The sequence below is a fragment of the Bradyrhizobium sp. genome (assembly GCF_035935975.1).
Lineage (GTDB): Bacteria > Pseudomonadota > Alphaproteobacteria > Rhizobiales > Xanthobacteraceae > Bradyrhizobium.
In genome coordinates, this window is record NZ_DASYWN010000060.1 from 41,582 (window position 1) to 54,151 (window position 12,570).

Below are 12,570 nucleotides of genomic sequence, written 5' to 3' on the forward strand. Positions count from 1 at the left end.
GGATCGCGTGGCAAAGAGCGCTATCGACAGGAGCGGTCTCATTCGCCTAAAGCATCAGCCATGCGTTTCCCTTGTCTTGTCCTGATATCGATGGTCTCCGTGTCCGCGCAACAAAGATCGATGGTTGGATGAGACGATTTCTGTCGGGAGCGTTGCCGTTCTACGCGCTGGCAGGCCTCGCCATGTGCATGTACCTCGTCATGTACAAGGCGAACCTCTTCGACCTGAACGCCGTCGTCCAGAGTGCAACCGGGTCATGGTGGTTTCCGGCCTTCATGTTCCTCTGCGTGCTGCTGGAGTCGGTGTTCCCATATTTCGGCTATTTCCCCGGCACCGCGCTGATCCTGATGTCCGTCGCGCTCAATCCGAAGCCGGCGGATGCTCCTGTCTTCATCGTGGCATGGCTGGCCATCATCGTCGGCGCCGTCCTGAGTTACGGACAGGCCCGTTTCTTCAGACCGTTCCTGCAGCGGGTGGCCTCGAAGGCGGCACTGAGCCGGTGCGAGTCCCTCTTCGACGCCTACGGCCCTTATGCGCGCGTCGCCCTGTTCGTTCATCCCAACGCGAGCGCGATGTACTTCACGGCCCTCGGACTGCTCGGCCGCAACCTGACGCGCGAGCTCGCCTATCTCTGCGCGGGCGCCGCGGCCGCCGTAGGCATTCTGTTCGTCATCGTGACCAGGCTCGTGTCGTCCGTCGGGGCGACCGACGACGGCGAATTGCAGGTGCTGCTGGCGGCAGGCCTCGTCGCCATCGGCACCCTCGTCGGTCTCTACGCGGCCTTGCGGCCGCAGCGGGCTGCTTGAGGCGGTCCCGCGCCTCGCGCCGTCATTGCGAGGAGCGCAGCGACGAAGCAATCCAGAATCCTGCCACGGAGGGATTCTGGATTGCTTCGCTGCGGCCTTGTGGTCAGCCAACTCCCATAATGGCCGCGATCGGCTTCGGCGCGGTGTCCGGTCTCAACGTCCTTGGCGCCCACCTTCCTGAGCCGAGCAAAGCGGGAACCTCAGTTCTAGGGCGTGTGCTCATAAACGCGAAGACGTCAGCCTTTGGGGTCTAAGCAGAAATTTTCTGCTCAATCAGAGTATTTCCGATTTTGACCCATTGCGGACCTACAACGTTGCATTGGAATTGAGTCTCAGTCTCCTTCAATCCGAATTCCAGCTTCGCTCACCGCGTTGAGAATACGTTCGATGTCCTTGGGATCCAGGACTCGACTGTCACACAGTTGATTCAATTCGTCGAAGGTGATCTTGCCGTTCCGTTCACCGATTTCGATGGCTTGTCGAATGATTTCCGGCACGTTCATGTTACTCTCCCCTTTAGCGGCCTCCACTATACGGGGAGAGAGTCGGTTTCCCGCGAGAGAACCGAGTCTTGAGCGATAATGGCAGGCTCTTGGAAGGAAACCTCATGGCACCACCCCGCATCACACTAAATTTGGCTGCCGATGGCCTGTTTGAGATGTGGCTCAATCCTGAGGGACGTGACCTCCTCGTCCAGAAGCTGCTAGCGCTAACAATCGAGAACGAGCACCTTCATCTGGGCCCTACCGGAGAACTTGAAGTCGCCACTGAGGCCTATCGCGAAGGCGACAGGGTGCTTGAGTGGGGGAAGGTTTATTTTAGGACCAACGAGTGGGACGAGAAATACTTCCCTCATGTCCTCAAGTGAGCCGAATGCAAGTCGATAAGGGGCCTAGCGTCACTCTTGAGAGGAAGATCATGACTTTCAAGTTTCAGTCCGGCATGAAGATGTACGAAGTCACCTGGGAACGCGATGGCGAGAAGCTGCATGTCATGAACCTTCACGCGGCCGATGAAGTAGGAGCCATCGTTCGAGCGGAAGAGATATTCGCCGAGCACCCCGAGCTCGACTTTGATCGCAATGACTCTACGGTGCGCGCTCGTCTCCAAGAATTGCCATATATTCCCGAAGACGATGATTAATGAGGGAGCGCCGAGATGTCCGGCTCTAGCCCGTAACCGACATAAAGCGAGGCGCGAGTCACGTCTGCAAATGACCCGAAGCGGACCTGCTCGTGCTCGCCAGGCCGCATTGCAGTGAATGAATCAGCCGCGCTAAAGATACATCATGATGGCTCGCTCGATACCCACGCCTCTCTGGTTCGCGGCGGCCCTTTTCCCAATGGTTGTGTCGCAAATTGCAAGACTGCAACAATCCGATCCGGCGGCATGGATCGTTTGGGATTACGCAGGCCGCCTCGGGGCTTTGGCAGTTCTGAGCGCCATACCTGCTGCGCGGACGATAGCCTTCCGATTTGAACCACTTCGAATAGCGCGATGGGAAGTGACCATCTGGATTGTCGGCATTGTCCTCGCGGACCACTATTTGGGTGGGTGGATCCGCCGAACCATTAATGGAGTCCTGCCTGCGACAGTGCTCGGGGCATATCCTGAAGTGCAAGGTTGGCTACACGTCGTCGATATCTTTTTTGGTCTTGGGCTAGTCGCCTTAAGTGAGGAGATCATATTTCGGCGCTGTGCGCGTCATCTGCTCCAGAGCTATCTGGATGACGGCTATGCCTTGGTTCTCGCAACGTCTCTTTTGTTTGGAGCCTATCACTGGTGGACGGGTTTCGGGAATATTGGAGCGGCTGTGGTGACAGGTGGCTTGTTGATGATGTTGTACCGCCGATCCGGGGCACTTTGGCCTGCAGTCCTCGGACACTACCTGACTGACGTAGTGAACTTCGCGTTTTGAAAGGTCGCCGTTTGGCCCTTCTCGGACCTCGTGCTATGTCCGCTACTACGCCGCTGTTGGGGGATAAGCGGACATCCCGAATTTATGGGTACACGCCCTGGTTAAGGGCCGCCCTCAGCATGCAATCCTAAGAAAAGAATGGATGCGGCGCCCCTTTCGCGCCACGCCGTTCCACGATTTCCAGCATCTTGGCAAGGTCCTCGTCCGGCACGTTGAGCCCGAACTCTTCGCGGAGCACACTGCTATACTGGTCTATTCCATCCAGTGTTCGTCTTTCAGATCGGCCATCGGAGTGCCGCACGATCACGCGGGCATTGAACAACGTCATGCGCGTTCTATCCGGCCCCGGACGGGCGGCAATCATGTTGCTTAGATATGGAGCACTGGGATGCGTGCTCGTGTACCAGTTCGTGATCTCGTACTCACCGTCGTAACGGGGGTAGGGAATCACGCGATAGATGTGGGCCCATTGATCTCCAAGCCTCGATTGCAAAGTGAGTTCGCCGCCGACATCAATAAACCGCATCGTCTCGTGCGGCGTGTCCTGTTCGACATCAGGCTTAAGGAGGAGGGGAGCGGTCGGCGCGAGATTTCCAAAGCCAACGTCCGCCAGGTAGTCACCTTCGTGCAGATGCACGATGAGAAGCATGTGGATCGCAGGCCGGGGAGCATCGATGTCGAGGCCCCGGACCACCCGTCCTTGGAGGCTGGTGAGTCTGTAACCCAACGAGCGGAGGCCGGCCCGGAACAACATGTTCTGCTCGAAGCAGTAACCGCCGCGGCCGCTGTAGATCATCTTTTTCTGAAGGGATGCCACGTCCAGTTGGGGAACGCGACCGAGCATGATGTCCAAGCTCTCATACGAAATGGCATGCGCGTGGGCAAAAACCAGGGCTCGCAATGTTTCAAGTGTCGGGGTCCGCGGCCCGGAATGGCCAATGCGGGTTAGCCATCCCTCTTGATCAAATCCCTCGTCGTCCATCGACAGCCTCCGCCGACACGCAGATGCATTACCTGGTCATCGAAGGGGCTCGACGGTCGCCGCCATATCCGGAGCGCGGCCCACGCGATAAGTCGCGTTGCTGCATTTGAGCACCCAGACGATGTGATCGGGTCTGGAGCGCTTCGCATCCTTGCTGGCGGCAAGCGGCTTGTCGCAGACAAATCCCTGCGATCGGATCTGTGCGGCCAGCATGCCCTGTACGCTCTCTCCTCCAGCTTGAGCGGAAGCCCCGTCGGCGGTCAACGCGCCAGCCACCACAAGAGCAAGTGGGAGTGAGCAAGCAACAATGAAGGAGCGGGCGATGCTCATTGCAAATCCTCCCTTCAAACGATGGGGAAGCGTCGGCTTAGCTCAACGGCAAGGCCTTGACATGGATCAACGGCCAGAACGGGGCGCAGAAGCGCAGATGGTATTTCCGGTCTCGCCCCTCGCTCCGTCATTGCGAGCAGCAGCGACGAAGCAATCCAGAATCTTTCCGCGGAGGGACTCTGGATTGCTTCGCGGAGCCAGTCATCGGGCCGCGCTTCGCGCGGACCCGGTGGTTCGCAATGACGGCAGGTGGGATATTCCCCGACAATGCCATCATGCCCCTGTTTTGCCCGACGGCGCAAGCCTGGATTCGGAAAATACGTAACCCCTTGATCCGGCTGACGTCGGCTACTGTGCATGGGGTTGTTTTCGACTTTTTTGATTCAGCCGCCCCCGAAAGGCGGCCGCAGGCCGTCGATGATCGTCCGCAACCGGTGGGGTTCAGGAGGATGGATGGTGGGCGCACAAGGGATCGAACCTTGGACCTCTCCCGTGTGAAGGCCAGCCCTACCGTTGATGTCGCTTTGATATCTTCGAGCTGGCCCAGTTTCCCCCATTTTTCCCCGTGGGAACGTCAGTGACCTGGCTCCACGGGTAGATAAATGGTTGGCGGCTCAACCACGACAAACGCAGCTCTTTGAGGAGCCGGCATGGTTGCTCAAGCCTACGCTACACGACAGCTTCCTTCCTTCTGCGGTTATCGACCAACTCTTTTATCCGGCTCTGACCGAAGAGGTCACGCACGCAGAGCAAATCAAGCTTTTCGATGTTGCGCTCTTCAACGAGCAGGGGGCTTTCGCAGGAAAGTACCGCAGTACGACAAAGACGCGGTTCTCGATAGTACGTCGAACGAACGTAATAAGTTTCGATTTCGAGGCAGGCACCCCCGGAAAGCTGGCGGATATGCAGCTTGGCGTTTCTCTAGTCGACTCGACAACGAGACGCCTTCCATTCTCGGCCCACGTTCAGCGGATATCGCCGCCTCCAAAGTATGAATGAAGACGAAGCGTCGCTCAACCTCGGCGCGAGATGTCGTGGGTAATCGCGCACCGGCAGGCCGGAACGAACTAGCGCCAGCTCTTTGAGACGCGCTGCTTTGAAGCCAAAGGACCCAAGAGAATGATGCAGATCCCGCTCAGCCTCTCTGGCCCCCCTGAGGCTTTCGCCAAGGCCGTCCAGGCTCATGTTGAGGCCTGCACGGCCCACATGATGGGGAAGCCAGGTAAGGCCGCCCCGATCGCATCTGACATGGTTGCCAAGGTCGTTGCGCGCCAACCGCAGGAAGGCCCAGTCGCCACACGGGGGCCCGACCGCTTCGTAGTCCTGCCCTACACCATCATCGACGACACGCCGCGAACTCCTGAACAGCAGCTCGCGATCGACACTCTCAGGGACACCATCATCAAGTAACCGGAGGCAGGCGCTCAAACCGCCTGAGCCGATTTGAAAAACAATCAAGTTTTATCAAGCGTCGGAGGGAAGCGCGCCGGAGCCGGGCGGAAAAAGGGTAGCCCGAACAAGACGACGGCGCTGCTCAAAGACGCGATCATCAAGGCTGCTGAGGCTGTTGGTGAGGACATGCAGGGCAAGGGCAAGCTGACCGGCTATTGCAAGTTCCTTGCGAAGAATGAGCCCAAGGCATTTGCGGGCCTCCTTGGACGAGTCCTGCCGATGCAAGTGACAGGCGAGGGCGGCGGCGCACTGATCGTCGAGATCAAGCGCTTTGCGGATTAGCCTGCCGAATGGCTGGACGCCTCGGCATTACCAGCGCCCGTTGTGGAATTACCTGGAGCGGGGTGGCAAGCGGGCTATCGAGATCGCCCATCGCCGCTGGGGCAAAGACGATGTGGCTTTGCATCGTACCGCGATCGCGGCTCATGAGCGCGTCGCGTCGTATTGGCACTGCCTGCCTGAGTTCGCCCAAGCTCGCAAGGCGGTGTGGACGGCGGTCAGCCCTCATACGGGCAAGCGCAGAATAGACGAGGCCTTCCCGGTTGCTCTGCGGCAAAGCACCAATGACAACGAGATGTTTATTCGCTTCAAGAACGGATCGACATGGCAGGTTATTGGATCTGACCGTTACGATGGTCTTGTTGGTGCTGGCGTTGCTGGCGTTGTGTTTTCGGAGTTTGCGCTCTCCAATCCCTCGTCTTGGGGCTATATCCGCCCGATGGTGGAGGAGAACGATGGCTGGGCCACGTTCATCACCACGCCGCGTGGCCGAAACCACGCCAAGGCCATGCTGGACATGGCAAAGGCAAATCCCAAGTGGTTTGCTGAGGTTTCGACGGTTCACGACACGGGCGCGCTGAGCCCGGAACAGCTTTCCGAGTCCTTGGCCGAGTATGTCGCGCTGTATGGCGAGGACGTAGGTCAGGCCCAGTTTGATCAGGAATATCTCTGCTCGTTCAACGCGGCGATCCTTGGCGCCTACTTCGCCCGAGAGATGATGGCGCTCCGGGCCGATGGCAGGATCAAGGAGATTGAGCCTGTTCCTGGAAAGCCCGTGCACCGGGCTTGGGACATCGGCGTGCGGGACGACACCAGCATCTGGTGGTTTCAGGTGGTGGGTGGCCAGCCGCTGATCTTTGACTGCTACACGGCATCCGGCGCCGGCGTGGACCACTATGCGGAGGTCGTTCACGGCAAGCCGTATGCGCCTGGAACGGACTTTGTGCCGCATGACGCCAAGGTCAAGGAATGGGGCACGGGGCGCACCCGTGTCGAGACGATGGAAGCGCTGGGATTGAAGCCTCAGCTCGTGCCGATGGCGACGTTCCTGGATGGCATCAACGCAGCCCGCCTGACGCTGAAGAAGGCGGTCTTTCATCCTCGCTGCGAGGACAAGGGAATTGCCGCGCTGGAGCAGTACCGGCGCGAATGGGACGACGAGAAAAAGACGTTCAAGGCCACTGACGTGCACGACTGGACGGCGCATCTGTCTGCGGCGTTCCGGTACCTGTCGCTGTCATGGCGCAACGTGGCCGAGGTGATCGAGGAGTCCAAGCGGGTTCCGAAGCCAGGCCAATTCATTCCCCCGCCAGTGCAGGTGAGCACTGGCAAGAGGATTCGTGTATGACCGATTCCGCCGGCGTGGCCGGACATAGCGAAGCTGGCGAGCAGGATGAGCCCAAGACGGGCGAGTCCAAGCGCTGGCTTTCCATGATCGAAGACGCTGAGCACGCGTTCCGGGATTGGCAGAGCAAGGCCGACAATATCGACAAGCTCTATGCCAACCTGAATGATCTCGCGAGCGCTGGCCGCGACCGTCAGTTCCAGATGTTCTGGGCCAATATTCAGGTGCTAGGGCCGTCTGTGTATTCCCGGCCGCCGGTGCCAGTCGTTGTCCCGCGGTTCAAGGACCGCAAGCCTGTGCCGCGGGCGGCGTCCGAATTGCTCGAGCGCTCGACAAGCGTCGGCTTCGAGCTGGAAGACATCGACGGCCTGATGCGCGCGGTGCGCGATGACCTTACCGTCGTGGCCCGTGGCTGCGCCTGGGTTCGCTACGAGACCAACGATGACGGCAAAGGCCAGCGGGTCTGCTTCGACTTTGCAGACCGTAAGGACTTCCTACATCCCATGGCTCGGACCTGGAAGGAAGTGCCGTGGGTTTCAAAACGGTCGTGGCTGACCGAAGACGCCATGGAGAAGCGCTTCAAGAAGCACTCCGGCAATGCCTACGAGAAAGCCTCATACGAGATCCGGAAGGACGATAACGGCCGAGAGAGCGAGAAGAAGGCCGGCGTTTGGGAGATCTGGCACAAGGAGGAGAACAAGGTCGTTTGGGTCACTGAGGGCGTGGAAGTCACGCTCGACGAGGACAAGCCGCACCTTGACCTTGAGGGATTCTTCCCGTGTCCGAAGCCGGCATATTCCACGGTTCAGCGCCGGTCGCTGCTGCCCGTGCCGGACATGCTGTTCTACAAGGACCAGCTTGAGGAGATTAACGAACTGACGGCGCGCATTGGCGCGCTGGCTGATGCAGTGCAGGTCCGCGGCTTCTACCCGGCTGGCGCCGGCGAGATTGGCGACGCCATCGAGACGGCGATCAAGTCCACCGTCAATAACCAGGTCCTGGTGCCCATCTCCAACTGGGCCATGGTCGGGCAGGGCGGCGTCAAGGACATGATCGTCTGGCTGCCAATCGACCAGATCACGACCACGATCGTGCAACTCGTGGAGCTTCGCCGGCAGATCATCGAGGACGTGTACGAGATCACGGGCCTCTCGGACATCATGCGGGGTGCGACCGAGGCCAGCGAGACGGCCACGGCTCAGCAGCTCAAGAGCCAGTATGGGTCAGTCCGGATCAAGGATAGGCAGGCCGAGCTGGTGCGCTTCGCGCGCGATCTGGTGCGGATCGCCGCGGAGATCATGGCCGAGAACTTCTTGTCCAAGACGCTTCTGGAGATGTCGCAGTTCGATATCCCGACCGACGCGGACATCAAGAAACAGATCCAGCCGCTTGAGGCACAGATCAAGCAAATTATCGCCCAAGTCGAGCAGGCCAAGGCTGATCCGCAGTTGCAAGCGCAGGCTCAGCAAAACCCGCAGGCCGCTCAGCAGGTGCTCCAGCAGGCCCAGCAGCAAGCGCAGGGCCTCAAAGGCCAGATCGACAAGCTGAACGAGACGGCTACGGTCGAGAAGGTCATGAAGCTGCTTCGTGACCAGAAGATCAGGCCGTTTGTACTGGACATCGAGACGGACTCGACGATTGCGCCGGACGAGAATGCGCAGAAGCAGCGCGCCACCGAGTTTGTGACCGCTGTCGGCGGCTTCATGGGGCAGGTTATCCCCATGGTGCAGCAGGTGCCGCAGTCGGCAAAGCTCGCGGCCGAAACCCTGAAATACGTCGCAAGCCAGTTCCGCGCCGGCCGGCAGCTTGAGCAGACCATTGAGGAATTCGCCGACGACATGGCGGCGGTTGCAGCGCAGCCAAAGCAGGACCCGGCTGCGGCTGAGGGGGCTGCCAAGGCCGAGCAGGTCAAGCAGCAGATGGCCGTCGCGCAGGCTCGGCATGACCGCGAGCAGCAGACCGCAGCCGTAGATCAGCAGCGCAAGGACGCCGAGGCCAAGGCGAACCAGGACCGCGAGATTGCGAAATACGACGCAGACATGCGCGGTAAGGCTGCTGTGCTCGACGCGACGCTCGCCAACCTCGGCGCCGAGGAACAGCGCAAGGCACAGGAGCACGGCCAGGCCATGGACAAGGGCGCTCTGGAGATCGAAAAGCTGCGGCTCGAGATCGAGGGTGTGAAGGTCAAGACGGCCTCGACGGTCGCGACCACTCAGGCCAAGGTCGATCAGGCTAACACGGCGACGGACAACTCGATCCGCTCCACTGATGCGAGCGTGCAGGCAACGGCTGACAGCACTGCAATCAAGCGCGATGCAGCCAAGGCGAAGGAGCCGGCCTGATGCGCGGCACTTGGGTCTATCGAGGCGGCAAGCTTGTCGAGAAATTCGGGCCAGAGGACGTGCGGCCCGAGCCTGCGCGGTCTGATCTGCCCATGCCGATGCTGATCAGCGACGAGATGCAGGCCAGTGAGCACGTTGACGGCCAGTTCTACACGTCGAAGGCGGCCTATCGCGCGGTCACTCGTGCGAATGGGCTCACTGAGGTTGGCACCGAGCGGCCCAAGCCGCGCAAGCGCCAGCCTGTGAGCGACAAGGCAATTTCCGACGCGGTCGATAAGGCCGTGGCTGACTACAGCAAGGGCCGGCGTCCGGCCGCTTAGCCGCATTCCCTCAGACGGAGATACTTCATGACCGATGCAGCCATTGTCGCTGATAGCGCCCCCGTGTCCGACGCGCCCGCTGGGGGCGCCGTCATCAACGAGAACGCTCCAGGCTTCAATTCGCCGCTCGGCTCGCAGATTCCGCCCGACGCTCAGGCCAAGCCGGATGTTCCGGCCAAGCCCGCATCGCTCGACGACAGCATTGATCGCGCCATTGCGAAGAGCCAAGAGAAGCAGGCCGCGGCCGCCAAGACGCCCGAGCCCAAAGCCGACGCCAAGGCCGATGCGAAGGTTGAGCCAAAGGAGCCGCAGGCGCGCGGCGAGGGTGGCAAGTTCGCGGCCAAGGAGCCGGTGGTCGATCCGAAGGCCGCGCCGGCGCCGAAAGTGGCTGAGCCGGCCAAGCAGAGCTTCACGGCCAGCGACGCGCCCTCGCGCTTCTCGGACGATGCCAAGAAGGAATGGGCGACCGCGCCCGAGTCCGTGCGTCGTGAGACCGAGCGCGCGATCAAGGAGCTGACGGACGGCTTCCAGAAGTACAAGGGCGCGGCCGAGCGTGACGGTACTCTGAACGAATTCCACGACATGGCGAAGGCCAGCGGCAAGGAGCTGTCCGGCGTCGTCCGTGAATATGTCAACATGGAGAACAAGCTTCGTCAGGACCCGATCGGCGGCCTGGACATGATCTGCCAGCGCATGGGGCTGTCGCTGCGTGATGTGGCCGCTCATGTGATGGGCCAGAAGCCAGAGCAGGTGGCGAGCCAGCAGGACGCGACGATCCGTGAGCTGCGCGCCGAGCTTACCGCGATCAAGGAACAGGTCGGCGGCGTCACCCAGACGCTCCAGCAGCAGAGCCGCGATGCGACGCTCACTGAAGTCAACAAATTCGCAGCGGATCATCCCCGCTTTGAAGAACTGGCCGACGCGATCAGCGAAGAGCTGAAGCACGGCTATTCGCTTGCCGAGGCCTATAGCAGAGCGGAGCGGCTCAACCCCGCACCCGCGGCAGCAGCCAAGGAAGATCCTCTCGCAGCCTCATCCGCTGCACCCGAGCCCCCGGTTCAACCCGACAAGGGCCAGAAGTCCATCAACGGCGCACCTTCCGCGGGCTCAACCCCGGCAGCGAAGAAGCGCGTTCCCAAATCCCTCGATGAAGCCCTTGACCGTGCCTTCGGGCAGGTGGGCTAGGAGAACTAGACAATGGCTATCAACCCGGTAACCGCTTATCAGCAGGTGCTTTCGATGGCACTTGAAGAGCGCTCGCCGGCTTGGCAGGACCTCGTTTCGAACGGAAACGCGCTTCTCGCCACGCTGCGGCGCAAGGGTCTGTGGGAGTCCTATTCCGGCCCCCGTATCCGTGAAACCCTCCAGATCGCAAAGCAGGATGCCCAGTGGTATTCCGGTTATGACTTCCTGGACAATCCCCCGATCGAGCTGTTCAACGACGCCTACTACACTCCCAAGATGGTGGCTGTCCCGATCAGCCTGACCATGGAGGAAATCCTCAACAACCAGGGCGCCAATCAGCTCAAGCCGGTGCTGAAGTCCTACATGTCTGCCGCGGAGTCGTCGCTGGAAGATGCGATGGACCAGGGTATTCACTCGGACGGTACGGCGAACGGCGGCAAGCAGATGACCGGCCTTGCGGCTGCGGTCCCGATTGTCACCAACTCGGGCACCTACGGCGGCATCGATCGTTCGGCCAATGCGATCTGGCGCACCACGACCTATGACGTGAACTCCGCGTTCACGACCATCGGCACGCAAGTGTCGTCCACCACGATCCGGCCGTTCCTCAACCGCATCATGACGGCCCGCTCGCGCGGCCGGCGCCATGCGGATCTGCTCATCATGAGCCCGGAACACTACGAGGCCTACGACGCGGCGACGCTGGCAATCCAGCGCACGACCAACACCTCGAGCGAGCTCGGCAAGCTGGGCTTCTCGGCGCTGGAGTACATCGGCGGCGGCAAGCGTGCAGAGATCGTCATGGATGGTGGCATCGGCTCCAACATGCCGGCGAACACCACCTACGGCCTGGATACCGACAGCCTTCGGCTTCGGTACAACCCGAGCCGCAACTTCGACAAGCTGTTCGAGGGCGACGGCCAGAAGCCTCTCAACCAAGACGCTCTGGCGCAGTTCATCGGGTGGATGGGCGAGCTGACCATGACGAACCCGCTGTTCAACTGGCGCATGTACGACAGCAACCCGGCGGCGTGATCTGAGGCGGCCTTCGGGCCGCTTCTTTCCCCTTTCCCCAATTCGGAGACTTCTCACATGGCATACACCATCATGGACGAGGCGATGGGTCTTCCCAAAATCGCCGTGACCTCCACGGCGCCGTGGACTGGCGGCGGCTCTGCCGTTCCGCCCCTCGGCACGATTGTCTCAGCCGTCGACCCCACCTATGGGACCGGCGAATTCATCTTCCTCAAAGGTGTTGCGTCCACGGTCGTTGGCTCGCTGGTCACCTATGACCAGACGCTTGGCACCACGGCGCTTGCACCGGCCACCGGCGGCAACGGTCCTGTTGCGGTCGCTATGTCTGCGAATGTCGCCAACCAGTACGGCTGGTATCAGATCGCGGGCGCGGCGGCTGTGAAGGCGCCGAACGCGATGACGCCGGGCGCGGACGTGTTCATGTTGGCGGCGACGCCGGGCAGTGTGGACGATACGCAGGTGAACGGCGAGCAGGTCGTCAATGCAAAGGTGTCGACCACCACCGGCACTCCGTCGACTGGCCTGGGCATTATCCAGATCAACCGGCCCTTCTTGCAGGGGCAGATCGTCTAACGA

The 12,570-nt window shown here is 60.7% G+C and carries 15 protein-coding genes; 12 read left to right on the plus strand and 3 right to left on the minus strand.

Going from position 1 to position 12,570, the window contains the following annotated elements; genetic code table 11:
* Positions 1 to 128: 128 nt before the first annotated feature.
* Positions 129 to 806 (plus strand): hypothetical protein, encoded by a 678-nt coding sequence (locus VGR99_RS38120; RefSeq protein ID WP_326905090.1) that lies wholly within the window; start codon positions 129 to 131, stop codon positions 804 to 806.
* Positions 807 to 1,138: 332 nt separating this feature from the next.
* Here VGR99_RS38120 and VGR99_RS38125 read toward each other — a convergent pair whose 3' ends face one another.
* Entirely contained in the window at positions 1,139 to 1,309 is a 171-nt protein-coding gene (locus VGR99_RS38125; protein ID WP_326905091.1) for an RNA polymerase sigma factor region1.1 domain-containing protein, read from the minus strand.
* A gap of 104 nt (positions 1,310 to 1,413) precedes the next feature.
* Here VGR99_RS38125 and VGR99_RS38130 point away from each other — a divergent pair, with 104 nt between their 5' ends.
* The 3 genes from VGR99_RS38130 (at position 1,414) to VGR99_RS38140 (ending at position 2,724) form a co-directional block, all read left to right on the plus strand.
* Entirely contained in the window at positions 1,414 to 1,674 is a 261-nt protein-coding gene (locus tag VGR99_RS38130; protein ID WP_326905092.1) for a hypothetical protein, read from the plus strand.
* 50 nt (positions 1,675 to 1,724) lie between these two features.
* Complete coding sequence (locus VGR99_RS38135; RefSeq protein ID WP_326905093.1) at positions 1,725 to 1,949, plus strand: hypothetical protein; 225 nt, start codon at positions 1,725 to 1,727, stop codon at positions 1,947 to 1,949.
* Positions 1,950 to 2,094: 145 nt separating this feature from the next.
* A complete protein-coding gene (locus VGR99_RS38140) occupies positions 2,095 to 2,724 on the plus strand; it encodes a CPBP family intramembrane glutamic endopeptidase (RefSeq protein ID WP_326905094.1) in 630 nt (209 codons plus the stop codon).
* 127 nt (positions 2,725 to 2,851) lie between these two features.
* On the opposite strand, the gene VGR99_RS38145 is transcribed toward VGR99_RS38140, so the two are convergent.
* Together VGR99_RS38145 and VGR99_RS38150 are read right to left on the minus strand one after the other, a co-directional pair.
* Positions 2,852 to 3,706: an arylamine N-acetyltransferase gene (locus tag VGR99_RS38145; protein WP_326905095.1), complete on the minus strand. Its 855-nt coding sequence runs from the start codon at positions 3,704 to 3,706 to the stop codon at positions 2,852 to 2,854.
* A 36-nt stretch (positions 3,707 to 3,742) separates the two neighbouring features.
* On the minus strand, positions 3,743 to 4,036 hold the full coding sequence (locus VGR99_RS38150; protein ID WP_326905096.1) for a hypothetical protein: 294 nt from the start codon (positions 4,034 to 4,036) through the stop codon (positions 3,743 to 3,745).
* Between the two features lie 1,248 nt (positions 4,037 to 5,284).
* Between VGR99_RS38150 and VGR99_RS38155 the strand changes: the two genes are divergently transcribed.
* From VGR99_RS38155 to VGR99_RS38190, 8 genes are read left to right on the plus strand one after another with little or no spacing between them, the layout of a single operon-like run.
* Entirely contained in the window at positions 5,285 to 5,446 is a 162-nt protein-coding gene (locus tag VGR99_RS38155; RefSeq protein ID WP_326905097.1) for a hypothetical protein, read from the plus strand.
* 33 nt (positions 5,447 to 5,479) lie between these two features.
* Positions 5,480 to 5,770, plus strand: a complete 291-nt coding sequence (locus tag VGR99_RS38160; RefSeq protein ID WP_326905098.1) for a hypothetical protein — start codon at positions 5,480 to 5,482, stop codon at positions 5,768 to 5,770.
* Positions 5,760 to 7,115: a hypothetical protein gene (locus tag VGR99_RS38165; protein ID WP_326905099.1), complete on the plus strand. Its 1,356-nt coding sequence runs from the start codon at positions 5,760 to 5,762 to the stop codon at positions 7,113 to 7,115. The genes VGR99_RS38160 and VGR99_RS38165 overlap by 11 nt, the downstream gene beginning before the upstream one ends.
* On the plus strand, positions 7,112 to 9,454 hold the full coding sequence (locus VGR99_RS38170; RefSeq protein WP_326905100.1) for a hypothetical protein: 2,343 nt from the start codon (positions 7,112 to 7,114) through the stop codon (positions 9,452 to 9,454). The genes VGR99_RS38165 and VGR99_RS38170 overlap by 4 nt, the downstream gene beginning before the upstream one ends.
* The gene (locus VGR99_RS38175) at positions 9,454 to 9,774 is read left to right on the plus strand and encodes a hypothetical protein (protein WP_326905101.1); all 321 of its coding nucleotides are present in this window, start codon (positions 9,454 to 9,456) and stop codon (positions 9,772 to 9,774) included. The genes VGR99_RS38170 and VGR99_RS38175 overlap by 1 nt, the downstream gene beginning before the upstream one ends.
* Positions 9,775 to 9,801: 27 nt before the next feature.
* The gene (locus VGR99_RS38180) at positions 9,802 to 10,959 is read left to right on the plus strand and encodes a hypothetical protein (RefSeq protein WP_326905102.1); all 1,158 of its coding nucleotides are present in this window, start codon (positions 9,802 to 9,804) and stop codon (positions 10,957 to 10,959) included.
* Between the two features lie 12 nt (positions 10,960 to 10,971).
* Positions 10,972 to 11,994 (plus strand): phage major capsid protein, encoded by a 1,023-nt coding sequence (locus VGR99_RS38185; protein ID WP_326905103.1) that lies wholly within the window; start codon positions 10,972 to 10,974, stop codon positions 11,992 to 11,994.
* 57 nt (positions 11,995 to 12,051) lie between these two features.
* Positions 12,052 to 12,567 carry a hypothetical protein gene (locus VGR99_RS38190; RefSeq protein ID WP_326905104.1) on the plus strand — a complete coding sequence of 172 codons (516 nt, stop codon included), beginning with the start codon at positions 12,052 to 12,054 and terminating at the stop codon, positions 12,565 to 12,567.
* Positions 12,568 to 12,570: the final 3 nt, after the last annotated feature.